Source organism: Lysobacterales bacterium (assembly GCA_016703225.1).
In the GTDB taxonomy this organism is placed as follows: domain Bacteria; phylum Pseudomonadota; class Gammaproteobacteria; order Xanthomonadales; family Ahniellaceae; genus JADKHK01.
The window spans coordinates 1,838,381-1,863,309 of the sequence record JADJCM010000001.1; the positions used below are offsets into that span (position 1 = coordinate 1,838,381).

Annotated in this window: 24 protein-coding genes; 9 read left to right on the forward strand and 15 right to left on the reverse strand. The window is 66.8% G+C overall.

Annotated features, from left to right (window positions below):
- Positions 1-26: 26 nt before the first annotated feature.
- Together IPG63_07905 and IPG63_07910 are read right to left on the reverse strand one after the other, a co-directional pair.
- Positions 27-938: a sensor domain-containing protein gene (locus IPG63_07905; protein ID MBK6727166.1), complete on the reverse strand. Its 912-nt coding sequence runs from the start codon at positions 936-938 to the stop codon at positions 27-29.
- On the reverse strand, positions 935-1,300 hold the full coding sequence (locus tag IPG63_07910; protein ID MBK6727167.1) for a PadR family transcriptional regulator: 366 nt from the start codon (positions 1,298-1,300) through the stop codon (positions 935-937). The genes IPG63_07905 and IPG63_07910 overlap by 4 nt, the downstream gene beginning before the upstream one ends.
- A gap of 196 nt (positions 1,301-1,496) precedes the next feature.
- Between IPG63_07910 and IPG63_07915 the strand changes: the two genes are divergently transcribed.
- Entirely contained in the window at positions 1,497-1,763 is a 267-nt protein-coding gene (locus IPG63_07915) for a helix-turn-helix transcriptional regulator (protein MBK6727168.1), read from the forward strand.
- Positions 1,753-2,967, forward strand: coding sequence for a type II toxin-antitoxin system HipA family toxin (locus IPG63_07920; GenBank protein ID MBK6727169.1), 1,215 nt, complete (start codon positions 1,753-1,755; stop codon positions 2,965-2,967). The genes IPG63_07915 and IPG63_07920 overlap by 11 nt, the downstream gene beginning before the upstream one ends.
- A 64-nt stretch (positions 2,968-3,031) precedes the next feature.
- Here IPG63_07920 and IPG63_07925 read toward each other — a convergent pair whose 3' ends face one another.
- The 7 genes from IPG63_07925 to gspC all read right to left on the reverse strand — a co-directional run bounded on the left by IPG63_07925 (position 3,032) and on the right by gspC (position 9,607).
- On the reverse strand, positions 3,032-3,802 hold the full coding sequence (locus IPG63_07925) for a DUF2884 family protein (GenBank protein ID MBK6727170.1): 771 nt from the start codon (positions 3,800-3,802) through the stop codon (positions 3,032-3,034).
- Between the two features lie 113 nt (positions 3,803-3,915).
- Positions 3,916-4,476 carry a hypothetical protein gene (locus IPG63_07930; protein MBK6727171.1) on the reverse strand — a complete coding sequence of 187 codons (561 nt, stop codon included), beginning with the start codon at positions 4,474-4,476 and terminating at the stop codon, positions 3,916-3,918.
- Positions 4,477-4,478: 2 nt separating this feature from the next.
- Entirely contained in the window at positions 4,479-5,963 is a 1,485-nt protein-coding gene (gene gspE, locus IPG63_07935; protein ID MBK6727172.1) for a type II secretion system ATPase GspE, read from the reverse strand.
- Positions 5,959-6,357: a type II toxin-antitoxin system VapC family toxin gene (locus tag IPG63_07940; protein ID MBK6727173.1), complete on the reverse strand. Its 399-nt coding sequence runs from the start codon at positions 6,355-6,357 to the stop codon at positions 5,959-5,961. The genes gspE and IPG63_07940 overlap by 5 nt, the downstream gene beginning before the upstream one ends.
- Positions 6,358-6,368: 11 nt before the next feature.
- Complete coding sequence (locus IPG63_07945; protein ID MBK6727174.1) at positions 6,369-6,605, reverse strand: AbrB/MazE/SpoVT family DNA-binding domain-containing protein; 237 nt, start codon at positions 6,603-6,605, stop codon at positions 6,369-6,371.
- 105 nt (positions 6,606-6,710) lie between these two features.
- Positions 6,711-8,648, reverse strand: a complete 1,938-nt coding sequence (gspD, locus tag IPG63_07950) for a type II secretion system secretin GspD (GenBank protein MBK6727175.1) — start codon at positions 8,646-8,648, stop codon at positions 6,711-6,713.
- Positions 8,649-8,665: 17 nt separating this feature from the next.
- On the reverse strand, positions 8,666-9,607 hold the full coding sequence (gspC, locus tag IPG63_07955; protein ID MBK6727176.1) for a type II secretion system protein GspC: 942 nt from the start codon (positions 9,605-9,607) through the stop codon (positions 8,666-8,668).
- A 115-nt stretch (positions 9,608-9,722) separates the two neighbouring features.
- Between gspC and IPG63_07960 the strand changes: the two genes are divergently transcribed.
- Positions 9,723-12,752 carry a protein kinase gene (locus tag IPG63_07960; protein MBK6727177.1) on the forward strand — a complete coding sequence of 1,010 codons (3,030 nt, stop codon included), beginning with the start codon at positions 9,723-9,725 and terminating at the stop codon, positions 12,750-12,752.
- 12 nt (positions 12,753-12,764) lie between these two features.
- Here the strand turns inward: IPG63_07960 and IPG63_07965 are convergent, their stop codons facing one another.
- The 3 genes from IPG63_07965 to dinB form a co-directional block, all read right to left on the reverse strand.
- On the reverse strand, positions 12,765-12,953 hold the full coding sequence (locus tag IPG63_07965; protein MBK6727178.1) for a hypothetical protein: 189 nt from the start codon (positions 12,951-12,953) through the stop codon (positions 12,765-12,767).
- A 138-nt stretch (positions 12,954-13,091) separates the two neighbouring features.
- Positions 13,092-14,207, reverse strand: a complete 1,116-nt coding sequence (locus IPG63_07970; GenBank protein MBK6727179.1) for a beta-lactamase family protein — start codon at positions 14,205-14,207, stop codon at positions 13,092-13,094.
- Positions 14,208-14,273: 66 nt separating this feature from the next.
- Positions 14,274-15,347, reverse strand: a complete 1,074-nt coding sequence (gene dinB, locus IPG63_07975; GenBank protein ID MBK6727180.1) for a DNA polymerase IV — start codon at positions 15,345-15,347, stop codon at positions 14,274-14,276.
- Between the two features lie 62 nt (positions 15,348-15,409).
- On the opposite strand from dinB, the gene IPG63_07980 reads away from it, so the two are divergent.
- The 4 genes from IPG63_07980 (at position 15,410) to IPG63_07995 (ending at position 18,123) form a co-directional block, all read left to right on the forward strand.
- Positions 15,410-16,171, forward strand: coding sequence for a LuxR family transcriptional regulator (locus IPG63_07980; protein MBK6727181.1), 762 nt, complete (start codon positions 15,410-15,412; stop codon positions 16,169-16,171).
- Between the two features lie 137 nt (positions 16,172-16,308).
- The gene (locus tag IPG63_07985) at positions 16,309-16,929 is read left to right on the forward strand and encodes an acyl-homoserine-lactone synthase (protein MBK6727182.1); all 621 of its coding nucleotides are present in this window, start codon (positions 16,309-16,311) and stop codon (positions 16,927-16,929) included.
- Positions 16,930-16,942: 13 nt separating this feature from the next.
- Positions 16,943-17,575, forward strand: coding sequence for a YbaN family protein (locus IPG63_07990; GenBank protein MBK6727183.1), 633 nt, complete (start codon positions 16,943-16,945; stop codon positions 17,573-17,575).
- Positions 17,572-18,123 carry a phosphoribosyltransferase gene (locus IPG63_07995; protein ID MBK6727184.1) on the forward strand — a complete coding sequence of 184 codons (552 nt, stop codon included), beginning with the start codon at positions 17,572-17,574 and terminating at the stop codon, positions 18,121-18,123. Before IPG63_07990 ends, IPG63_07995 begins: the two co-directional genes overlap by 4 nt.
- 18 nt (positions 18,124-18,141) lie before the next feature.
- Here the strand turns inward: IPG63_07995 and IPG63_08000 are convergent, their stop codons facing one another.
- From IPG63_08000 to IPG63_08010, 3 genes are all read right to left on the reverse strand, one after another.
- Positions 18,142-18,774, reverse strand: a complete 633-nt coding sequence (locus IPG63_08000) for a glutathione S-transferase family protein (protein ID MBK6727185.1) — start codon at positions 18,772-18,774, stop codon at positions 18,142-18,144.
- Positions 18,775-18,866: 92 nt separating this feature from the next.
- Positions 18,867-22,466 carry a hypothetical protein gene (locus tag IPG63_08005; GenBank protein ID MBK6727186.1) on the reverse strand — a complete coding sequence of 1,200 codons (3,600 nt, stop codon included), beginning with the start codon at positions 22,464-22,466 and terminating at the stop codon, positions 18,867-18,869.
- Positions 22,467-22,476: 10 nt separating this feature from the next.
- On the reverse strand, positions 22,477-23,361 hold the full coding sequence (locus tag IPG63_08010; protein ID MBK6727187.1) for an ABC transporter ATP-binding protein: 885 nt from the start codon (positions 23,359-23,361) through the stop codon (positions 22,477-22,479).
- A gap of 152 nt (positions 23,362-23,513) precedes the next feature.
- Here IPG63_08010 and IPG63_08015 point away from each other — a divergent pair, with 152 nt between their 5' ends.
- Positions 23,514-24,173, forward strand: a complete 660-nt coding sequence (locus IPG63_08015; GenBank protein ID MBK6727188.1) for a VWA domain-containing protein — start codon at positions 23,514-23,516, stop codon at positions 24,171-24,173.
- Positions 24,170-24,928, forward strand: a complete 759-nt coding sequence (locus IPG63_08020) for a protein phosphatase 2C domain-containing protein (GenBank protein ID MBK6727189.1) — start codon at positions 24,170-24,172, stop codon at positions 24,926-24,928. Before IPG63_08015 ends, IPG63_08020 begins: the two co-directional genes overlap by 4 nt.
- Position 24,929: the final 1 nt, after the last annotated feature.

Consider the following 24,929-nt stretch of genomic DNA (forward strand, 5'->3'; position numbering starts at 1 on the left):
TGCCCAGTCTAGCCGCTTGCGTCGTTTCAGCTGCCGCTGCGCACCAGCAGCGACTTGGCGATGCCGCCATGGACATGGGCGATGCCGCGCGCCAGGTGCAGCATCGAGAACAGCAGCACGATGCCGGCGACGAACAGCAGCGGCAGCCCCAACTCCGGCGGCAACAACCACATTTCGAGGCCGATGTCGCCGTCCATGTGCACCCAGCGCGTGCCGCGGAACAGGTACAGCACCGGCGCGGCGATGAAGCTCAAGGCGACCGAGAAGCCGGTGACGGCGACGGTGAAGTAGCCGATGCCAAGCGGCAGCATCAGCAGCTGGTACAGGATCGTCGACCAGGTGCGCCCGTCGGTGAGCATCTCCTTGATGCGCTCCATCCAACTCACGCTGCGGTCGGAATACAGCGGCCGGCGCGGCATGCGCGTGCCGAGCATGGTCTCGACGATGCGTCCCTCGACCAGCGACAGCACCCGCGTCAGCCCGAGGAACAGCAGGAAGAACGGGATGCCGATGATCAGCACGGCGAAGCCGGCGCTGAGGCTGAGGCCGGTGACGACGAAGGTGAAGTAGAAGATGCCGGTGGCCATCGACAGCAGCATGTAGAACACCGCGCCATAGGCGCGCGGGTCGGCGGCGACACCGAAGAAGCGGCCGAGCAGCGAAGTCCGCGGCTCGCGTTTCGGCGGCTCGATCGCGCGGCGCACCTTGTACTCGGTGTCGCGATAGATCGCGGCCACCTCGTCCGGGGCGCCGTAGCTGCCGGCGACCGCGGCGATCACCTCGGCCTCGGACTTGCCCGACTGTTCGGCCAGTTCCGAGCGCAGAAATTCCTCGGCGTCATAGAGCGCGTCTTGCAGCAGCGCCGGGTCGGCGCCGGCGAGCGCCGCACGCAGTGCCTCGAGGTAGGCATCGATCGTGGTGGGCAGGGGGGTGTTCATGCTCGCTTCTCCGCAAGGGTCTGATCAACGAAATCGCGCGTGCTGCCCCAGGACTCGGCCCAGTCACGCTGTACTTCCCGGCCGAGCCGGGTGATGCGGTAGTAGCGCCGCGGCGGTCCCGAGACCGAGGGCTCAACCTCGCTCTCGGCGAGGCCGTTGGCTTCGAGATTGCGCAGCACCGGATACAGCGCGCTCTGCTTGCCGGCGATCACGCTCTCGCCCGAGCCTTCAAGCTGTTTCGCGATCTGGTAGCCGTACATCGGGCTGCGCGCGCGTGCCAGCACCGTCAGCAGCACCAGCGACACGGTGCCGGCGGCGAGTTCTTTCTGGAACTTCTTCAGGAACACTTCGGTATCAGTCATGGCGTCATACTCCAGTGATCGCAGTATAGCGATGTTCGACATACTGACAGCATGACTGATGACACGGATCGCGGAAACGACAACGCCCCGCCGGAGCGGGGCGTTCCGTGCCTGCGGACCGCTCGACCAGGCTTGAAATGTCCGCTATAGAGGACTATATACGCGACTAGAACGTCAATTGACCGGTATAATGGACATGCAGCCCCATCCACTGATCAACGCGCGTGATCTTGGCCGAGCCTTCAAGGCCGAGCGCCGGGCGCTCGGCAAGACGCAGCAGGACATCGCCGACAGCACCCACTATCGCCGCCAGACGATTGTCGACCTTGAGGCCGGCCGCAATGTCTCGGTGCATACCGTGTTCGCGGCGTTGGCCGCACTGGGGAAGGGGCTCGCGATCGTCGACACGCGGCTGGATCTCGACCAGCTGCAGCGCATGTTCGGGGCCGTCGATGAAGATTAAGCAGCTCGATGTCCACGTGCCAGGCGCCGTGGCCGGACAACTGCAGCGTGAGTCGCAGTATGTCTTCAACTACAGCACGACGAACCGTGCGCACGAGGTGTCGTTGACGATGCCGATCCGCGCCCGGAGTTACGCCGGCAATCCACTGATGCCCGTGTTTGCGATGAATCTGCCCGAGGGCTATCTCTACGACCGAATCGTGCGCCGGATGGCCAAGCACGAACCGATCAACGAGATGCGCCTGCTCGCCATCACCGGGCAGCAACAGATCGGGCGATTGCGCTTCACCCAGTCCGGCGAGCCGCCTGCGGCGGAGCGTCCGCGCGTCGGGCTCGACACCTTGCTGCGCGAGACCGCAACGCAGCAGTTGTTCGAGTTCCTCGCCGAGACCTACTTCGATGCCGGGATCTCGGGCGTGCAACCCAAGGTGATGATGCCGGACGCCGACCAGTTCCCTGCCGACAGCGGCAGCAGGGTGACCCTGGTGCACTCGGACCTGATCGTGAAGTCCTCTGGCGCCGACTACCCGGCGCTGACGCAAAATGAATATCTGTGCATGGATGCAGCCCGACGTGCCGGCATCCTGGTACCCGAGTTCTGGCTCTCCGACGACGGCGGCCTGTTCGTCATGCGCCGGTTTGACCTGGCGCCCGGGCGTCGTGGATTCGAGGACATGTCGGTGCTGATGGGGAAGCCGCGCGATCCTCAGGGGAACTACAAGTACACCGGAAGCTACGAGGATGTGGCGCGCACGATCGGAGCCTACAGCGGCGCCAACACGGTAGCGAATCTGCACGCCTTCTTCGAGTACCTGGTGCTTTCGGTCATGGTGCGCAACGGCGACGCGCATCTGAAGAACTTCGGATTGCAGTACGACCATCCGAACAGCCCGCTATGCGTATTGTCGCCGCTGTATGACGTGGTCACGACGACGATTTACCCCTACGTCAACCCGCAAACCCAGCAGCACGTCGTGGACCGCACGATGGCCTTGAAGCTGTTTTCCGGTGCCGGCGACAGGCGCTTTCCCACGCATGCCGAACTCATGCGTTTCGGTCGCGAGGTGTGCCATACGCGACGGCCGGAGGTCGTGATTGAGCGTATCGCCGCGGCGATGGGCGAGGCGTTGCGTGAGAACCGCGGTCGCTTCACCAGCGCGCAGGCGCAATTGCTCGAGACGGAATGGGAAAGCGGCAGGCACTGAGCTCGTGTTCACGGCACCCGCTGCGCGCGGGTGCCGTACTTCAGGCGCCGCCGTCGCGGCGCGCTTACAGCAGGTCGAGGCGGATGCCGCTGGCGATCTCGACCTCGAAGCCGGCATTGATCTCGGCCAGCGCCTGCACCCGCGGGCACAGCTCCTTGGCGCGGGCTTCGAGTTGCTTGGCGGCGCCCTCGACCTTGTCCTCGATGCTGCGCTCCAGGCGCTTGGCCTTGGCTTCGATCTCCTTGCCGCGCGACTCGTCACCGCTCAGTGCCATGGCGATGGCGTCACCGGCGACATTGGCGGCGATCGAGGCCACCAGTTCCTTGACCAGCGGCTCGACCACGTGGTCGACCACGCGCTTGATCTCGGCATCGGTCGGGCGGCCGTGCGAGAGGTCGTCGCGCACCGCCTTCTGCATTTCCGCGCCGATGCGGTCGATGCGCCGGTTGAACTCGGCGGCACGCTCGGCGTCCTCCTCGAACGCCGCGTTCACTTCGCGGATTGCGGTCAGGCCGATGCCGATACCGTCCTGGGCGATGCCGATGGCCTCTTCGCGGATGGCCAGCACCTCGTCTTCGAAGCGGGCGATGCGGACGCGGTCGGCGGCGTTGACCGCGAGTTCGCGGCCATCGACGAACAGGCGCCCGGCGTCCAGGCGGATGCTGGCGCCCTTGCCCGAATCCGGCGCGAAGCTCAGGCCGTCGGCGCTGATGCGCAGGTCGTAGTCGCTGCGCAGATCGACATCGCAATCATGGTGAAAGTGGCCCGCCTGGGCCGCGCCCAGCGGCAGCAGGCTGGCGGTGGCGAGAGCAAGCACGGTCAGGCAGTGGTTCACGACAGTTCTCCTTGGTTCGCACCCGGGACGGGTGGGCGTGGGCGAACTGTACTGGTGAACTAGGTGTAATGGAACACCATTACACCATGACTGATGATCTAGCCCATCCCGGATCAGGAGCCGTCGACCTGCACCCGGAACTCGGCGCAGACCGCCGGCCGCGCCAGTTTCCAGGCCGACCAGGCCAGCGCGAGCGCAAACAGCAGGGTGAGGCCGGCCCCGGTCAGCTGGGTCGACCAGTAGAACGAATCCAGCCCATCGCGCGCGAACCAGGGCAGGTCGGCGCGCATGGCTGCGAACCAGTGGTCCATCTCCCGCCACTGCCAGGGCACGGCGGCGAAATGCAGCAACGCCAGCAGCGCGCAGATCCAGACGCTGGCCCGCCGCGCCCATTCCAGGCGCCGGTTCAGCGCCACGCCGAGCGGGATCGCAGCCAGGCTGGCGACGAACACCACCGCGGCAAGCAGTCCGACGTGCCGAAGCAGCCATTGCAGGGCCGGGGGCAGCAGCGTGAACAGCGGCACCGCGGCAAATGGGTCCGCTTCGCCGGTGGCAGCGAGCAGCAAGACGAGCACGCCCAGCAACAGCGCCAACAGCACGCCGAGGATGCCGAGCACGATCAGCGACCACGCCGTCACCGAGACGAACAACGAACGCGGCGCCGGCAGCGACATGCTCAGTCCTCGCGGGTGACGCGCAGCACTTCCTCGACCGAAGTGACGCCGGCGACGCACTTGGCCCAACCGTCCGCAGACATCGACGGCGTGCGCTTGCGGGCATCGGCGTCGAGCGCGGCTTCAGATGCGCCCTCGTGGATCAGTTTGCGCATCGCGTCGTCAACCAGAACCAGTTCGTACACGCCGGTACGGCCCTTGTAGCCGGGAAACTTGCCGGGCAGGCCGGAGCGCGGGCGATACAGCGTTACCCGTTCGTGCGCGGGGCGGCCGAATGCGGCGAGTTCGCTCGGCGTGGCGGCATAGGCCTCGCGCGTGTCCGGGTCGAGCACGCGCACCAGGCGCTGCGCGAGCACGCCGATCATCGAGCTCGACAGCAGGAACGGTTCGATGCCCATATCGTGCAGGCGCGTGACCGCGCCGACCGCGGAATTGGTGTGCAGGGTCGACAGCACCAGATGCCCGGTCAACGAAGCCTGCACCGCGATCTGCGCGGTTTCGAGGTCGCGGATTTCGCCGACCATCACCACGTCCGGGTCCTGACGCAGGATGGCGCGCAGGCCGCGCGCGAAACTCATGTCGACCTTGGTGTTGACCTGCGTCTGGCCGATGCCGTCGAGGTAATACTCGATCGGGTCCTCGACGGTGAGGATGTTGCGCGTTGCGTCGTTGAGCTTGCTCAGCGCCGCGTACAGCGTGGTGGTCTTGCCGGAACCGGTCGGGCCGGTGACCAGCAGGATGCCGTGCGGGCGCGCGATCAGGTCATGCACCTGGCCCAGCATCTCCGGCTGCATGCCGAGCTTCTCGAGATCGAGGCGACCGGCTTGCTTGTCGAGCAGACGCAGCACCACGCGTTCGCCATAGCCGGCGGGAATGGTCGAGACGCGCACATCGACCGGTCGCCCGGCGACGCGCAGCGCGATGCGTCCGTCCTGCGGCAGGCGCTTCTCGGCGATGTCGAGCTTGGCCATGACCTTGATGCGCGACACGATCGGCGCCGCTGCCGCGCGTTGCGGCGCCAGCACTTCGCGCAACTGGCCGTCGACGCGAAAGCGCACGACCAGGCGGTTCTCGAACGGCTCGATGTGGATGTCGGAGGCGTTCTCCTTGACCGCCTGGGTCAGCAATGCGTTGATCAGGCGGATGACGATGGCGTCATCGTCGCTCTCCATCAGGTCCTCAGGTTCAGGCAGCTCCTCGGCCAGCGAACCCAGGTCAACGCGACCGTCCATGTCCGCGACCATCTGCCGCGCATCGTCGCCACCCTGCTCGTACAGGTCCCGCAGCAGGCGTTCGAACGCGACCGCGTCCATCTCCTGCAGCGTGATCGGCGCATCGCAATAACGCCGCATCTCGGCCAATGCCTCGACGCGCACGTCGGGCCGATGCGCGATCACCGCCGCATCCTCGCGCCATTCCAGCAAGGTCGCGCCATGCCGCTTCGCGAAGGCGTAGGGTGGGCGTGGTGGAGAGGGCTTCACCTCAATTGCTCCCGGTGGCGAGCCAGTTTTCGACCTTCAAGCCTGGGTAGCGCGAGAAGTCGCGTTCGTTGTTCGTGACCAGAACCACGTCGAGCGCGATCGCATGCGCGGCGATGAGCTTGTCCAATTGATCTTTCCTGCTGTCGCGCGTGGCTGCGCGGATCGGTCCGTAGGCGATGCCGGCCGCGCCGTCGAATGTGGCGACCGGAATCTTCTCGATGAGACGCGCCAGCTGCATTCGATCCGAATCCGGCTGAGTGGAAACCGCGACCCCGTATTCCAGTTCCGCGAAGGTGATCGCCGACATGAGCACGTCGCCGACGTTGCAGCGCGCGAACCGCTGCGCCACCTGTACCGGCTGACGTCGCATCAGGTAGATGCACATGTTGGTGTCGAACATGTAGCGCGAATTCACAGCGGATCGCGCTCAGCTTGCTCCTGATCGCCGCGGCCCGCGGCCAGGAAAGCAGGCGAGAACTTGGCGAAGATGTCGAGGACCCCGGCCAGAGAACGCCGCGCGGGGCGAATCCTCAACTCGTTGCCGACGCGCTCGATCTCCAGTTCCACATCCGTGCGCTCAAAGGCCAGCTCTGCCGGAATGCGCACGGCCTGCGAATTGCCGTTCCTGAATACCCGTGTCGTCTGCATGACGGTCTCCTCGCCCTGTGGGCGACTGCTGGCGCAACTCTAGCCGCGCGACCGACCAGCGTAAACACATCCGTGTGTACGTTTGCCGCCGCGGTTCACGGCGGGCTATTCCTCCAGCGCCGAAGTCGGTGCGACCTGCAGCAACGGCTGGTCGCGTTCGGGCGTGGTGTTGCCGGGCAGGGCGTTGACGCGCAGTTGTTCGGCGCGCAGGAAGTTGTATTTCTCCTGCGAGATGATCGCTTCCTGGTTGGCGTCGCGCAGGATGCGCGGGCGCAGGAAGATCATCAGGTTGCGCCTGACCATGTTGGTCTTGCGATACTTGAACAGATTGCCGAGCAGCGGGATGTCGCCGAGCGCCGGCACTTTGGAGATGCTTTCGCTGGTCTCGTGCGTGGTCAGGCCGCCGAGCACGAGCATGCCGCCGTCCTTGACCAGCACCGAGGTGCTGATCTCGCGGTTGTTGGTGATCAGGTCGGAAGCGCCGTCGACCGAGGGTGCCAGCGAGGACACGACCTGGCTCAGATCGAGCATCACCTCGTCGCCCTCGTTGATATGCGGTGTGACCTTGAGCGTGATGCCGACATCCTTGCGCTCGATGGTCTGGAACGGATTGGTCGGCTGGCTGCTGCCACCGGTCGTGCTGCTGTTGGTGTACTGCCCGGTCAGGAACGGCACTTCCTGGCCAACCTTGATCGTCGCTTCCTTGTTGTCGAGGGTGACGATGCTGGGCTCGCTCAGAATGTTGGTGCGGCTGTCGCCGCGCAGCAGCTTCGCCAGCGCGCCGATCTCGTACACCGTTGTCGCGCCGTCACCCTCGCCAATCGTGGTGGTGCCGGTGATGTAGCCCAGATTCAAGCCGGCACCGAGCGCACCCAGCGGGTTGCGGAGCGCATCGACGATGCCAGCGTTGCCCGTGGTCGGAAAGTTGGTGCCGCCGATCAATCCTTCCTGGCTCAGGCCATCGGTGGCCTGCCACTGGATGCCGATCTCGCGCGCGGTCTCGTCGCTGACCTCGGCGATCATCGCCTCGATCAGCACCTGGGCGCGGCGCACGTCGAGGTTGCGGATCACGCCCTGCAGCGAACGGAACACCGCCGGTGCGGCGGTGATGATCAGCGCATTGGTGTCCTGGTGCGACTGGATCGTGGCCACCCGCGACGCGTCCTTGGCGGTGCTGCCACCGGTGAGCGTGGCGGCGACGCTGTCGAGCACGGGCACCAGCAGTTCGGCATTGGCATAGCGCAGGTACACCACTTGCGTGCTTTCACCGGCATCGAGCGGCGTGTCCAGATGCGTGATCATGGCGCGCGCCTTGAGCCGGGCGCCGCTGTCGCCGGAGAGCAGGATCGAGTTGGTGCGTGCGTCCGCCACCACCATCGCCGGCTTGCTGCCGTTGCTCTCGCTGCCGCCGAGCTTGTTCAGGGTCGAGGCCACTTCCTGGGCATTGGCGTGCTGCAACGGGATGGCCTCGACGCTGCTGTCGCTGGCGGTGTCGATGCGGCCGATGATGTTCTCGATGCGCGCGACATTGCCGGCGCGATCGGTGACGATGATGGCGTTGCCCGAGGGGCTGGCGACGATCTGGCCGCTCTGCGGGATCAGCGGACGCAGCACCGTCAGCAGCGCGTTCGGCGACACGTACTTGAGCGGGATCACGCGCGTGGTCAGCGAGTCCGGGCCGCGTACCGGAGAACTGGCGGCGCCGTCCTGCACCGCGATCGCTTCCGGCAGCACCTTGACCACGTCGCCCGCCGGCACCAGCGCGTAGCCATGCACGCGCAGCACCGACTCGAACACGCGATACACCTCGTCCTTGTCCATCGGCTGGGTCGAGATGATGTTGACTTTGCCCTCGACGCGCGGATCGACGATGAAGTTGGTGCCGGTGATCTCGCTGACGGTGCTGATGAAGGTGCGCACGTCGGCGTCCTTCAGGTTCAGCGTGTGCTTGCCATTCAGCAGCGGCGCGCCGGGCGCTTCCTGGGCGGCAAGCGGCGCGGCGATGGCGAGGGCGATCAGCAGGGCCAGCGGGCGTGGGCTCATGAATACTCCGGTCGGGATCAGCGGGGAATGTCGACGGTCAGGGTTTGCGGTTTGCCATTGCGGCGCACGGTCACTTCGATGCGTGCCGCGGTGGACAGCGCCGAGATCGCCGGGCCGATGCGCGAAGGATCGGTGACCGAGACGCCATTGACTGCGGTGACGATGTCCTCGGGCTGCAGGCCGAGCTGGTTCAGCGCCGCCGCATGCTGGCCGCCATTGAGGCGCACACCAACGAACTTGCCGTCTTCCATCACCGGCATTGGCGTGATCTGGTTGGCGAGCTCGGCGGGATCAACGCCGAGTTGCTGCTTGACCTTGTCCATGTCGACACCGACCAGCGGCAGGTTCTGCGCGCTGACCTGACCGAACAGGTTGCGGTCGATCGCGGCGCCGCCTTTCGCCGGCGGCTGCAGCGGTGTCGCGGCGAAGGGCGTGATCGCCACCGGCGCGGCGGGTGCATTCGCTGCCGCCGGCTTGGCGGCATCGTTGCCGCGCAGCTTCAGCACTTCGATGCGGCCTCCGCGCGACAGAGCGACGCGGTCGGCGTAGACCGCATCGAGGGTGACACCCGGCGCGACTTCCTGGCCAACGTTGAACCCGCGCTCGCCGCTGGCATCGACGATGAAGGCACGCCCGCGCTTGGGGTCCGGGCCGGCGAGCACGCCGCGCAGGTCGATCGGCAAGCTGGTTTCCGGCGCACTGGCCAAGTCACGCTGGTCGGGCGCGAGCAGTGCGGCGCCGAACAGATGCCAGCGCGCCAGTGAGGGTGCCGGCGCGGACAATGTTGCCGGCGCCGCCGACGCTGGCCCGGCGCTTGGCAGCGGCGCATTCCAGTCCAGCGTCAACCACAGGAAGCGCGTCAACAACCACACCAGCAACGCGGCCAGCAGGGCGTTGACCACGGCGGCGATCGGCTTGGACCAGGGATGGCGGGCGTAGGACGCGAGGGTGGCGGACATGGCAGATCGCAAACGATGCGCAAGCGTAGCAGTGACGCGCGCTGGCCGGAAAAGTTCACGGCAAAGTCGCGGTGCGCGGCGCTTGTGAATACCATCGGGCACGGAGAGCCTGCGCATGGAACTTCGACTCTGCATCGACTGTGGTCGCCTCTCCGCTCCGGGGCAGTCGCGCTGCGCCCGTTGCGGCGGCGGCATCCGCATCGATGATGCGCGCGCCTTGATCGGTCGCGAGTTCGGGCGTTACCGGCTGCTCGACGTGATCGGCGCCGGTGGCATGGGCATCGTCTATCTCGCCGAGCACCTCGGGTTGGCGCGACGGGTGGCGCTGAAATTGTTGCTGCCGAGTCTTGATGAGGCCGAGTTCCTGGAGCGCTTCCGGCGCGAGGCGCGGCTGCTCGCGACGCTCGAACACCGTCACATCGTCGAGGTGCTCGATTTCGACGTGAGCCCGGAGGGTGTGCCGTTCTATGCGATGGAGCGACTGCGCGGCTGCACGCTGGCGCGTGCGCTCGCGGCCCTGCGGCGGCCACTGAGTCTGGCCGAGATCGCCGGCGTGGTCGGCGACATCGCGCGGGCACTGGCGCATGCGCACGAGCATCGCGTGGTGCATCGAGACCTGAAGCCCGACAACATCTTCCTCGCCATCGAGGGCGACGCAATCGTGCCCAAGCTGCTCGACTTCGGCATCGCCAAGCAACTGGACCAGGACGAGCGCGCCGGTCGCCTGACCAGCACCGGCATGGTCATGGGCACGCCGTTGTATCTGACGCCCGAGCAGCTTGGCGGCGAAGAGGTCGGGCCGGCCACCGACCAGTACGCACTGGCGCTGATCGTGGCCGAGTGCCTGCTCGGGCGGCCGCTGCGCCACGGCCAGTCGGTCACGCAGATGCTGCATGCCGCGGTGCAGGAGCGCACCCTGGAGCCGCTCGCCGGACTCGGCCTGCCGGGCGCAGTGACCGCGTTGCTGCAGCGTGCCACCGCCTTCGAGCCGACCGCTCGCCACGCCGACGTGCTCGTGCTGGCGCAGACGTTGCGCGAACTCGCCGGTGCCGATGACCGCGCCTGGCTCGACGTGGTGCGGGTCGAGTCGGCATTGGTGGCGGCGCGCTTCGATGCCGCGACAACGCCCGCACCGACCACGCCGATGCCGCATGCAGCGACGACTCCGTTGCCAGCGCCGGCGGAACCGCAGCTGGCCGCGCCCGGCGCAACGCCGTCGCGCCGGCGGTCGACATGGCTGCTGGCGCCGTTACTGCTGTCGTCGACCCTGGTGACGTTGTGGCTGCTGCGAACGGCGCCTGCGACGCCTCCCGCACCAAACGCAACTTCGGCAACGAGCGCAGACGATTCAGCGCCCGCCGAGCTGTCACTCGCGCCCGGGCTGCGCCTGCACACGCCGGCGGATGCGGGCGCGTTGCTCGGCGTCGGCGAGCTTGGCGCGGTGCTGGTCACCGGCGGCGGTGTGTACCAGCAGCCGCTCGCGGCCGATGCCACGGCGGTGCGCCAGCCTGCGGTGCCGGGCGAGCGCGTGGTCGCTGTCGCTGCCGGTGGCGGCTTGGTGGTGCAGACCCAGGGACAACTGCTCGAACGCGATCCGCGCGGCAATGGCGAGCGCGCCATCGGCACACTGCCCGCGGACGCGGAGGTGATCGCGGTGGATGCGCGCGCGCAGGCGTTCCTGTTCGACGATGGAAAAGCCCTGCGCTTCCATGCCGAAGGCGTGGACCACACGCTTGCCAGCGTGCCGCGCGAGCGCGTGCAGCTCGCGCGCATCGGTCGCGACGCGCTGCTGTTGGCGCTGTCGGCGCCGTTCGAGCTGGTGCTGCTCGATCCGCGCCAGGATCGGGTGCTGTGGTCGTCGCCGCGCGGTTCGGTGCGCATCCACGATCTGGCCTGGAACGAGGCCAGTGGCGACATCGCCGTCTGCGGTTTCTCGCCGCAAGTCGAGTTGTTTCGCGTCGGCAACGACGCGCCGCCGCGCCGCATCGAAGTGCCGGTCGCCTGCTACGCCGCGCTGTGGCTGGCGGATGGCCCCAGCTTGCTGCTGCGCGCCGAGCACAGCCTGCTGCTGTGGCGCGACGGTGAACGCCAGCGCCTGGCTTGGCCGATGCCGGCCGGCGCCAACGCCGCGATCCTGCCGCGCCTGGTCGCGGCATCCGGGCGCGTCTGGCTGGGCGAGCCCGAGGGCGGGGAACTGGTCGAATTGCGTTTCGCCGGCGCCGTGCCGGAGGCGCTGAACGCGGAGCCGATCGGCGAAGTCTGGGACTTGCAGGCCAATGCCGAGCAGGCGTACGCCGGCACCGCCAGCGGCGATCTGTGGCAGCTGCAGGGCGGAACGGCGCATTCGCTGCGTGTGCACGATGCCGGCATCAGCGCGATCGCGCTCGGCAAGGAAGCGCTCGCCACCGCTTCCGACGACCGCACCGTCGCCGTCTGGCGCCAGCCGCAACTCGAGCTGCGCTGGCGCACGCGTGGCCACGAGTTCCTGGTCAACCAGTTGTGGCTTGCGGCCGACGAAGGCGCGCTGTGGTCGAGCAGTTCCGATGGCAGTCTCAAGCGCTGGCGCTGGCCTGACCTGGAACTGCTGGAGAGCATCGACGTGCGCGCGCTCACCGGCAGCAAGCTCTCGCTGCATGCGCTGTGGTTCGACGCCAGCCAGCAGCAGGCGCTCATAGGCAGCTGGAACCACCAATTCGTGCATCTGCAACGCGACGGCGAGCAGTGGCGCGCGCAGACTTTTGCGGTCTCGGGCAGCGGTGGCTATCGCCTGCAGCACGTTCCGGGAGCACGCGCGGTGGTGTTGCTGACTACGGCGCCGACCCGGCTCTATGCCTGGGACCTGGAGCGATCGGCGCTGCGCGCGATGCCGGACTTCGACCTCGACCTGCTCGCGCTCAGCGCCGGCAGCGGCGACGACAGCGTCTTCGTCGCCGGCAGCGGCGTGGTCTTGCAGCAGCGCTTGAGCCGCGACGCGAGCGGCAATTTGGCGTTCGCCTCGCACGTCGTGCAACGCACAGCGCTGGGTGCGATTTCGGCGGCGGCAGTGCAGCCGGCGAGCGCATCCTGGCTGGTCGCGAGCGACGGTCAGGTGCGGCGCATTCCCTGGTCCTGGCTCGAGTTCAGCGAAGCGGTGCCGGCGCCCTGAGGGCGATTTCGGCTATGGTCGTTTCGCGCGTGCGCGCATCAGCGCGTCGGCGTATTCGTAGGCGAGTTCGGCCAGCTGGTCGGGACTTTTCGGCAGCACGCCGGGTTCCTTGCCCTTCGGCAACATGCCGGCCAGCGCCTGGCCGGCGAACAGATCGCGCAATTCGATTTCGGTGAACTTGACGTTCTGGATGGTCGACATGGGGGCTCCCAATTGGCGGAGCCAGCCTAATCAGTCGGACGCAAACAGTCCCGGCTGAATCGTGAACCTTGTGCGCTCGACGAAGCCGCCGAGGCCCGTCGCCACGCGCCGACTGGCGTGTCGCCTGGAATGGGCTGGTCACGGCGGGTTCGACGGTTGAGCACGCGCGTCGCGCACCACTTTCCCGAGGACCTGGTTGAACCAGCGCTCGTCGCCTTCGCGCGTACTGGTCATGAACAGCACCGCGCTGCGTTCAAGCTCCGGCTGATAGGCGACCCAACTCTTGTAGCCGAACGCCTTGCCGTTGTACCAGTACGTCCGGATCAGCCCCGCGCCCGCGAACAGCTGGATGCCCGGCAATGCCCGCTGCGGACCATCGCCGACTCTGCCCTCCTGTTCCAACCAGAGTGCACGGGTGTGTGCCGGCAACAGCGTGTCGTCTTCGAACAGAGCGCGGATGAAGCGTGCGAGATCGGAAGCGGAAGCCTGCAGCGCTGCGTCGGGCAGGCCGCCCATGCTCCAGTCCGTGGTTTCCTTGGGTCTGGCCGGCTTGCCGGTGAAACCTCGGGGCAGGTCGGGGGGCGTGCGCGGCTCGCGTTCGTACGCCCAGGCCTTGAGGCCCAACGCCGATGCCTGTTGCTGAAGCAGCGTCTCGATCGGCACGCCGTGGAGTTTTTCCAACACCGCAGACAGCAACAGCGCATTGGCGTTGCTGTAGCGATACTCGGCACCCGGCGCGAAATACGGACGGTGGCGCAGGACGTCGCCGATCAACTCGCGCTGCGACCACTGCTTGCGTGGATCGAACAGCGACTGCGCCAAACCGAAGGTCATGCTGTCGCTGCGGAAGTCCCAGAGACCGCTGCTGTGCTCGAGCAGGTGATGCAGCGTGATGGCTTGAAGATCCGGCTTGCTGCGTCGCACGCCGTATTCCGCTGCATCCAGGTGGCGCTGCAGCGGCGCATCCAGTTGCAGGCGACCCGACGCAACCTCCCGCAACACCAGCGCATTGACGAAAAGCTTGGTGATGCTGGCGATGCGGAACGGCGCCTCGGCGGCAAAACGGCGACCGCTGTCCGGGTCGGCGGCACCCGCCTGAAATTCCTGAATTCCCAGCGGCGACTCGAGTCGCAGGTAGAGGCCTGGGAGGTCGGAAGCGTCGGCTTGCTTGAACAATTCCTCCAGCGCCACATGCGGCGTGGCGGCCGCAGCAGGCACCAGCAGCAATGACGCGAGACATCCCCTCCAGTTCATGCGCAACTCCAATCGATCGGGTCGAGTGTGGGCCGACGGCGGCGGAGTCTAGTACACCGAGGGCGCTCACTCTCCCGCCCCGAACAGGGAGAGCTGGGACGTGACGCACGAGCCATCGACGAAGCCGCCGAGGCCGACGCCGACCAGGCGGTAGCGGGTCGTGGCGGGCAGCCCGACGCGATCGCGCAGTTCGAGCGCGATGCGCGCCAGCGTCGCGGCATCGGCGGGCGGGGTGCCCGGGGTCAGGCTGCGCGTCAGGCTGCGGAACTCTCGCGTCTTGAGCTTGAGCACCACCGTTCTCGCGATTCGGTCCGGCTCACGTGCCGCTGCGCGCCAGACACGCTCCGCCAGGGCTTCGATCATCGGCCCGGTCGCGGCCAGCGCCACGTCCTCGGCGAAGGTGTCCTCGGCCGAGATCTGCTGAGTTGGCTGCTCCGCCCGCACCGGCTGCTCGTCGATGCCGTGCGCCAGTTCGTGCAGTCGGCGACCGTACTGGCCGAAGCGCGCCTGCAGTGCCGGCGGCGCGAACGCGCGCAGGTCGGCAATGGTGTGGATGCCGAGTTCGCCGAGCTTGCCCTGCATCACCTTGCCGACCCCGGGAATGCGCCCGACCTCGAGCGGTGCGAGGAAGTCGAGCACCTGCTCCGGGCGCACCACGAACAGGCCATCGGGCTTGTTCCAGTCGGAGGCGATCTTGGCGATGAACTTGTTCGGCGCGACTCCCGCGGAAGCAGTCAGGCCGGTCTCGGCGCGGATCTCGGCGCGGATCGCCTGCGCGACGGCGGTGGCGCTGCCGATGCCGAGCTTGTTCACGCTGACGTCGAGATAGGCCTCGTCCAGCGCCAGCGGCTCGATCAGGTCGGTGTGGCGCGCGAAGATCGTGCGGATCTGCCGCGAGGCGGCCTTGTAGCGGCCGAAGTCCGGTGGCACGAACACCGCGTCCGGGCACAACCGCTCGGCGCGCAGCGCCGGCATCGCCGAGCGCACCCCGAACTGGCGCGCTTCGTAGCTGGCGGCGCAGACCACCGAGCGCGCGCCCTTCCAGGCCACCACTACCGGCCGGCCGCGAAGCGCCGGGTCGTCGCGCTGCTCGACCGCGGCGTAGAAGGCGTCCATGTCGATGTGGAGGATCTTGCGCATCGGGCTCACGCTACGGATGTTGCTATTGTCGTCACAAACCATGGCGGTAGCATCGGGTCGACATGAATCCGCGCGCACTCAGACCGGCCCGAGCGATGGTCAACACCGACATGCTCGAGCGCATCGTCGCTGCCGACAGCGTCGATGCGCTCACTCACTCCATTGACGCGGTCGCGCGCGATCTCGGCTTCGCGCACTGGATCTACGGCGCGCTGGTGGCGGTGACGCCGACGCGCAGCGAACAGTTCGTGCTCAACGGTTACCCGGACGACTGGCGCGAGCACTACCTGGAGGCCGGCTACACCTTTCGCGACCCGACCGTGCACTACTCGCGCACGCACGTGGTGCCGACCCTTTGGGACGACCTTGCGCGCGCGCCGGGAGCGTCGATGCGACCCGATGCGCTCGGTCGGCGCATCGTCCGCGAAGCGCGCGACTTCGGCCTGGCCAAAGGCCTGAGCGTGCCCTTGCACGGGCTCGGCTGCGTGTTCGGGATGATGTCCTACGCCGCCGCCGACCCGAATCATCCGATCACCCAGTCCAGCGTCTGCGCCGAGGCGACGCTGCTCGCCAGCTACGTGCACCAGGCGGCGTCGGCGCTGATGTTCGGGGATCGCATGCGCGACATCCGCGCGCTCACTGCGCGCGAACGCGAATGCCTGAAGTGGGCCGCGGAAGGCAAGACCAGCTGGGACATCGCGCACCTGCTCGTGATCACCGAGCGCACCGTGATCTTCCATCTGCGCAATGCCTGTTCCAAGCTCGGCGTTGCCACCCGCCAGCAGGCGGTGGCCAAGGCCATGGTGCTCGGCCTGCTCGACTGATCCCGGTTCCCGCAGGGCCACGATTCCCGCTCCATTCCCGCTCGCCAAACGTGTCAACCTGTCAGTTCTGACAGCTGTTGGAAATGTCAGCTTGACGCTGTGATTGCTCCGTGCCTTACCCCGCCGGAGCGATTGCCATGCAAGAGATCCTGATTGGTCGGCCCACCTGGAGAAACATCTCCGCCCCGCTGCTCGACAGCATGTACGCACTGCGCCACGCGATGTTCGCCGAGCGTCTGCAATGGAAGGTCGAGAGCCACAACGGCAAGGAACGCGACTGGTTCGACCGCCTCGAACCGACCTACATCGTCGCCCGCCATCCCGAAGACCCGCGCAGCGCCACCGGCAGCTGGCGGCTGCTGCCGACTACCGGCCCGTACATGCTCAAGGACGTGTTCCCGGAGTTGCTGCACGGGCAGCCGGCGCCAAGCCAGCCCGACGTCTGGGAAGCCAGCCGCTTCGCGGTCGCGCGCCATGAGAACGGCGCCAGCTTCGGCATGAACGAAACCCCGGTGGCGATGATCCGCGAGATGTTGCGCTTCGTGCGCCGCAACGGCATCCGCGAAATCGTCACCGTCACCAGCGTCGGCGTCGAGCGCCTGATCCGCAACCTCGGGCTCAAGACCGAACGCTTCGGGCCGGCGCTGCAAATTGGCGACGTGCGCACCGTCGCCTTGCGCATCCCGATGGACGACGCCGCCGAACTGGCGCTGTGGGGATGGCTCGAAGCCGACTACGAGCACGCTGCCGCCGCCTGAGCGTGGCAAGAACATGGACCCCGGGCTCAGCGTGGCCCGGTCGGAAACGGATGCCGGAGTGCATCGGGTACACGGGATCGCCCGCCAGGATGGCGAAGGCCCGGCGTGTCGACGGCCTGCCGTGGGTCACAGTCCCCCGGCCAATGCCTGCCGCAGGTCGTCGACACGCGCTTTGCCGGAAGCACGCCGGACTCGATCGAGCGTGGCTGTCGAGGCGGTCGAGCCGCTAAGCTCGGCGGCCGTGAAACCGCATCCGCTGATCCCGCGCTGGGCCTATCTCGTCTTCGCCTGGGCGATGCTTCTGCTCGGCCTGATCGGCGTCGTCCTGCCCGGCCTGCCGACCACACCCTTCATCCTGCTCTCTGCCTGGGCGGCCGCGCGAGGTTCGCGGCGGCTGCATGACTGGCTGCACGCGCACGCGCTGTTTGGTCCGATGATCCGCGACTGGGAAGCCACCGGTGCGGTCAGCCGCAAAGCCAAGTGGGCGGCGACCGCGTCAATGCTGGCCTGCGCCGTGATCATGTTCCTGACCGCGCCGAAATGGTGGATGGCCGCCACCGGCACCGGCATCATGTCCCTCACCGGCCTGTGGCTCTGGCTCCGGCCGGAGCCGATTCCCAAACCACCCGCGAGTCCCCCACTATGACCGAACAACGCTTCCGCGCCTACACCACGCAAGACCTCGACGTCGTCATGGAACGCATGGCGCGGCAGCTGTCGATGCGGCTCGACGCGCACCCGGTGGTGCTGGTCGGGGTATTGCGCCGCGGTGCGCCGCTGGCGGCGATGCTGCACGAGCGACTGGCGAAGCTGCGCCCGCAGCTGGCGATCGAGCGCACCGAGCTCAAGGTCAAGCGCTACGGCGACGACTTGACCCTGCTGCACCCGGACACCGCGCTGACCGAGACGCCGCAGCAGGCCGAAGTAAAGTTCTCGGGCAAGCGCGTGGTCATCGTCGACGACGTGCTCTACCAGGGTCATTCGGTGTTCCGCGTGCTCGAATGGGTGCGCCGCCACGAACCGCTGTCGGCGCATGTTGCGGTGCTGGTCGATCGCAAGATCAACGCACTGCCGGTGTACGCCGATGTCGTCGGTGCCACCCTGCAGATCGCACCGGGCGACGTCATCGAGTGCAACGTTCCGCCCTACGAACCCGAGTTCGCCATCGACATCTGGCGCCCGCACGCGGACTGAGCGCGTGCCCGTCCGGCATCAGGCCCACTCGGTCAGGCCTTCGCGCTCGTACAGGGTCTTGAACGAAGGTCGCGACTTCATCGATGCGACGAACATCGCGAGGTAGGGCCATTCGGTGGCAGGCCTGGGCATGTTGCGCGACCAGCGGCAGAGCATGAACAGGAAGAAGTCGACCGCGGTCAACTGCGCGCCGCAAAGGTAGGGGCCGCGTTCGCCGAGATGACGGTCGACGCGCTCCCAGAACGCCTCGATGCGGCCGCGGGCGAAGGTCTTGATCGCCTCGGCCTGCGCTTCGCCGGCGACCTCCTGCGCATAGAACCAGTGCCGGAACGTGGGCTGCAGCCCGTTGGCGAGCAACAGGAACCACTGCAGGTACTCGCGCCGCGCGCGTGCGCCCTCGCCCGGCACGAAGCGCGACTGCGGGTCCTGCTCGGCGAGCCACATCAGGATCGCACTCGACTCGACCATCGGCTCGCCGTCGATCAGCAGCGTGGGCACCACGCCGCCGGCATTGAGCTTCAGGTACTCGGGCGATTTCTGCGCGCCGGCCTGCAGATCCAGCCGTTCGAGCCGATGCTCGGCGCCGAGCTCGATCAGCATCTGGTGCACGCACAGGCTGGCGGCGCCGGGCGAGTAGTAGAGGGTAAGCATGGCGGTTCTCCATTGCATGGGTGGACGGGCATCGAAGCAGAACAGGGGCGTGCTGGGAATTGGCGCGGTGTGAAGAGCGCACCCCCTCCCGCTCACTCCTCGACCACCACCCGTTTGCGGTTGTCGCTGGAGACGCGGTCGATGAGCTTGTTCAAGGGATCGATGCCGGCGTCGTAGGGCAACTCATCCACAACGACGGTGAATTTGCCCTCGCTCCGGTCGATGCGGTGCTTCTGCAGGTACAGCACCTTCTCGTCTTTCTCCTCGCCGCCCTCGGGCCGCGCGAAGACGCCGATGTCGATGTCGTCGGTCAGTGCCAGATCGCTTTCCTTGCCGATGCCATCGGACAGCTTCTTCGCCGCCTTCCACGCGATCGTCACCTCAAACTTGCCGTTGTCGAGCTTCTTCGCGCTCACTTCCTCGGCGCGGTTGTCGTAGAAGCTGATGCGCTCGAACAGGTCGGTGATCAGTTGCTGCTTCTCCGGCGGCGCCACCGCGCGGAACTCGGCGATCAGTTCGGTCGACACCGTGTACGGCGGCTCCTGGAACTTCACCTTGGCGATGTAGTTGCGAAGCGCGCGGTTGATCGCTTCCGCGCCGATCTCGTCCTTGAGTCGGTACATCACCAGCGAGCCCTTGCGGTAATGCACGTAGCCCTGGCTCGACTCGACGTGGTCGAGCGGCAACTCCTCGATGATCTCGCCACCGCGGCCACGCAGATAGCTGTCGAGTTCATGCTTGAGGAACTTGCGCATCTTGTGCGCCCCGTATTCCTGCTCCATCACCATCAGTGCCGAATACTGCGCCATGGTCTCGCTCATCAGGGTCGAGCCTTGGGCATCGGCGCCCATCACCTGGTGCGCCCACCACTGATGCGCGAGTTCGTGCGCGGTCACGTAGAACACGTAGTCGATCGCGTCCTCGTCATCGACATTGGCGATGAACCCGATCGCCTCCGAGAACGGAATCGTGTTCGGGAACGCTTGCGCGAAGCTGGCGTAGCCGGGGAACTCGAGGATGCGGAACTGGCGGTGCTGGTAGGGCCCGAAGTTCGCGGTGAAGTAGTCGAGCGACTTCTTCGTCGCCTCGATCATGCGATCGACGTTGTACGGGTGCTTGCTGTCGTAGTAGACCTCGATCGCGACATCGTTCCAGCGGTCCTTCTTCACCTGCCAGCCGGCGCTCATGTAGGCCCAGAAGCCGAGGATCGGTGCATCCATCTCGTAGCGGAAGCAGCGGCGGCCGTTTGCCGTCCACTCGCGCTGCAGGTAGCCCGGCGCCATCGCGATCTGGTCGGGGCTGGTGCACACCGTGCTCTTGAAGTCGATCCAGTCGGAGTCGTCGCTCAGATAGGTCTCGGTACGCGGCGCCGTCTCCAACTTCGGCATGCGCCGCGGGGCGCCGAGTTCGCGTTCGCGCCGCTCATTGCGGTCCGCGATCTCGAGCCCGCGCTGGTAACCGAACTGCGGGAAATAGCCGAGGTTGTCGAAGAAGCTGCCGTTGTGGTGCACCCGCCCCGGGGTGCCGTTGTTGGTGAAGCCCTCGTTGCGCGCATCGATCGTGAAGCCGAAGTCGAACTCGGCCGCGGGTGCCAGCGGCGTCGTAAAGGCATAGACGCGCATGCCGTTGACTTCGTCGTGCCGCTTCAGGCTGGCGCCGGGAACGCTGAACGTGGCGTCCTTGAAGTCCGGGTCCAGGTACACGTGCAGTTCGCCGATGGCCTGTGCCGACTTGTTCTTCATCCGGTACTTGCCGTCGATGGTGACGCGGCGTTGTTTCGGGTAAATCTGCACGGTGTTGTCGGTGGCGATGATGCGTGGCTGCACCAGTCCCTCGGTCGGGCGCCAGGTCTTTTCGTAGCCGGTCTGCAGATCGAGCGCGGTGTCGCTGGCGCGATAGGGATTGAGCACCGTCGTGTTGTAGAGGATCCAGGCGCTCACCACGAGGGTGGTGACCACACCACTGGCGAGCAGCGCGCCGGGCCGGCCGGCAAGACGCAACTTCGCGACTGCGGCACGGGTGCGCAGTGGCTCGGGCGTGCCGCGCACCCAGAACGCGGCTGCAACCAGCAGGGCGCACAGCGTGAACAGCGTCCAATAGCCGATGAACCAGGCCCAGCCGGTAATGAAATGGCCGTAGCCGTTCATGTCCGAATACGGCGTCGCCGGCGCCTGCGCAAATGCGACCAGGTTGTGGTCGAAGTCAAGCGTGCCGAGCACCATCCACGACACCAGGATGCCGATGGTCGCGAGGTAGCCGACGAACTTCTGGTTGCACAGCACCTGGAACACGATCGCCAGCCAGCCGACAAGGATGAAACGGGCCGCGGCCAGTGACAGACCCTTCAGGTACAGCAGCGGCTCCAGCGCGTGGTGACCCTTGAGCAACTGGTAGCCCATGCACCAGAGCGCGCCGACGAGCATGAAAATCGCAACCACCGCGACCAGTGTCGTCGCCTTGGCCGCGAGCGGCACCCAGTTCGGCACCGGGAAGGCATCGGTGACGCCGTCGAGTCGGGCGCTGCGCTCGCGCCAGATCAGTTCGCCACCGTAGAACATCACCACGAACATCAGCAGCCAGGTGTAGGAACCCTGGATCGCTTCGAGCATCTGTGCGGTGACCGGGTGCAGCGGCGTGTCGTACATCGGCCCGGTCGCATCCAGGGCGAAGACAAGATTCAGGAGCCCGAACGCGACCATGACCAGGAACGGCACCGAGAACAGCACGTGCACGGTGTCGAAGCGCGTCTGTTTCAGGTACTGGCGGAAGGCAGAGGCGAATCCGCTCGCTGCCGGCGCCGCAGTGAGACGCGGCGTACGCGTCGTGGTCGGTGCGGCTTCGACCGGCATCACGCCGGCACGCTTGCCGAACCAGGGCTTGCGCGCGCTGGTGCCGGCACGCTGCGCCTTGAACACCGACAGGGTCGTCGCGATCAACGCGGCGGAAAGGCTCAGCCACAGGGCACGGTTGGCGAGGATGTAGCCGGCCAGTTCCGGTAGCAGGGTGTTGCGGTCCTCTGCGGTCCAGTAGCGCGTGGTCAGGTCGAGCGCGCGCGCGCCGAACGGGTCGGTCAGCGCTGCCGCCCACAGGTTGTCGAGATCGCGCGCATACGATCCGGCCACACCCGAGAGCACCAGGAAGGCCATGATCGCGAGGTAGACGCCGAGCATCGAGCGCATCGTGGCCGCAAACAGCATGATCAGGGCGCTGGTAAAGATCAGGTTCGGCAGCACGAATACGCACAGCCCGTACACGAAGGGCGAGAGCTGGAATGGACCGAGTCGGGCCGGGTCGATCCAGGGCATGGCGGCCCCAAGCATCATCGCCAACGCAACCCCGAGGTAAATCAGCACGGACACGATCACGCCGGCGCTGAAGCGACCGAGCAGATAGGCGCGCGCGCCGATCGGCTTGGAGAAGAACAGTTCGGACGTGCCCATCTCGAAGTCGCGCAGCAGGGTGCCGCCGACGAAGGCTCCGGAGATGAACAGGCCGAGGATGGTGAACGAATTCAGGAACTGCAGGATCACAAGGGGTGCATTGCGATTCACGTTGCCGATTGAGCCGCCGATCTGTACCGCATCAGAACTGGTGGCGACGAACGCGGACAGGGCGAACACGGCGATGCCGATCCACAGCAGCGGTGCGCGTACCTGGAAGCGTAGGTCGAACTTTAGGAATTCGCTGAACATGGTCGCGTCCTCAGGCCGCGATCGCGGCGCGGTGGCGCGTGAGTTGGCCGAAATAGACATCCTCGAGCCCGGGCTCGACGCGTTCGAAACCGGCTTCCGGCTGGGCGTCGGACAACACGTGCACCAGCGGGCGACCGGCGACCAGTCGCGTCGACAATACGGTCAGGCGCGCCTGCACCGCGGGCAACTCCTCCTTGCTGACCACCTTCTTCCAGACGCGGCCTTCGAGCGAACGGATCGCTTCCAGTGGCTCGCCGGTGAGCAGCACCTGGCCCTGGTTGATGATCGCCATGCGCGGGCACAGGTCGGTCACATCCTCGACGATGTGGGTGGACAGGATCACCACCACGTTCTCGCCGATCTCGGCGAGCAGGTTCAGGAAACGGTTGCGTTCCTCGGGGTCGAGGCCGGCGGTGGGCTCATCGACGATCACCAGCCGCGGCGAACCGATCAGCGCCTGCGCGATGCCGAAGCGCTGGCGCATGCCGCCGGAGAATCCGCCGAGCTTCAGCTTGCGCACGTTCCACAGATTCACCTGCTGCAGCAGGCCCTCGACCACTTCCTTGCGCTCGCGCTTGTGCACATAGCCTTTCAGTGCGGCGAAATGATCGAGCAGGTCGAGCGCACTGACTTTCGGATAGACGCCGAAGTCCTGCGGCAGATAGCCGAGCACGCGGCGCACCGCGTCCTTGTCGCGCAGCAGGTCGATCTCGTCGAGCCTCGCCTCGCCGCTGTCCGCCTCCTGCAAGGTCGCCAGCGTGCGCATCAGGCTGGACTTGCCGGCGCCGTTCGGGCCGAGCAGGCCGAACATGCCATTGGGGATGTCGAGCGTGACCGACTTCAGCGCCTGCACGCCATTCGGATAGGTCTTGGACAGGTTGCGAATCGTCAGCATGAGGCGGGTTCCACAGGTGTGTTGGTTGGATATAACACCGCCATCATGGCGGGTCCTGGCCCCGGCAGCATATGCCCATGGTCACAACCGACGCCGGTGGCGAGCCGCGGCTCTGGCTAGACTTCACGTCTTGTCCACGGACCACGCCGCGCATGACCGACCAGATCGTTTTCGAGACCACCGAGTTCGCCAGCAACCCCGAGCCGCGTTGTCCTTGCCTGCTGGTGCTCGACACCTCCGCCTCGATGGCCGGTGCGCGCATCGATGAACTGAATGCCGGCTTGGCTGTGCTGCGCGATGAACTGCGCATGGACCCGCTGGCGATGAAGCGGGTCGAGGTCGGCATCGTCACCTTCGGGCCGGTCAGGGTCGAGCAGGGCTTCGAGTCGGCGGCGTCATTCACGCCGCCACAGCTCGAAGCCCAGGGCGATACGCCGATGGGCAGCGCGATCGAACTCGCGATCGAGCTGGTGCGCGGGCGCAAGGCCGAGTATCGCGCCAACGGCATCTCCTACTACCGACCGTGGATTTTCCTGATCACTGACGGCGCGCCGACCGACCACTGGGCAAAGGCGGCGCAGCTGGTGCACGACGGCGAGCACGGCAAGGCCTTCGCGTTTTTCCCGATCGGCGTGCAGGGCGCCAACCACCAGGTGCTGGCGAAGATCAGCAAGCGCACGCCGTTGGCATTGCAGGGTCTGCGGTTTCGCGAGTTGTTCAGTTGGTTGTCGAGTTCGTTGCGCTCGGTGTCGCGTTCGACCCCGGGCACCGAGTTCCGGCTCGAAGCGCCGTCGGGTTGGGCCTCGGTGTGAGCTGGGTATTTGCCGGCGCCGCGGCGACCGGAACGTCGCACGCGCTGCAGCAGACGCCGTGCCAGGACGCCTACCATGTCGAGGCGTTCCCGCTGCTCGCCGGCGGCAAGCTGCTGATGGCCTTCGTTGCCGACGGCGCCGGCAGCGCGGCCAGCAGCGACGCCGGGGCGACACTCGCGGTGCGCGCGGCAGCCGAATACACGCTCGAGGAGGCGCTGCTCGACGATGCGTTGTTCGATGCCGAGTTCGCGCGTGCACTGGTGGCGCATGTGCGTTCGGCGCTGGTTGCGCTGGCGCGTGAGCGTGGACAGCCCTTGCGCGAATTCGCCTGCACGTTTCTTGGCCTGATCGCGCAGCCCGGGCAGACGCTGGTGTTCCAGATCGGTGATGGCGCGATCGTGCTCGGCGACGAGCAGTCGCTGGCGCTGGCGCTGGTCCCGATGTCCGGTGAGTACGCGAACATGACGTATTTCCTCAGCGACGAGGACGCGCCCGAGCGTCTGGTCGTGGCCGAGTTCGGAGCGGTCTCGCGCATCGCGCTGTTCTCCGATGGCCTGCAGCGGCTGGCCTTGAATGCAGCCGACCAGTCGCCGCACCTGCCGTTCTTCGCACCCTTCTTCAAGACGCTGGCGGCAGCAAGCGCCGCGCAGCAGGATCAGATCGACGAAGCGCTGGCGCGCTTTCTGTCATCGCCGGCGGTGAATGAACGTACCGACGACGACAAGACCCTGGTGCTCGCGTTGCGCGCGGCCTGAG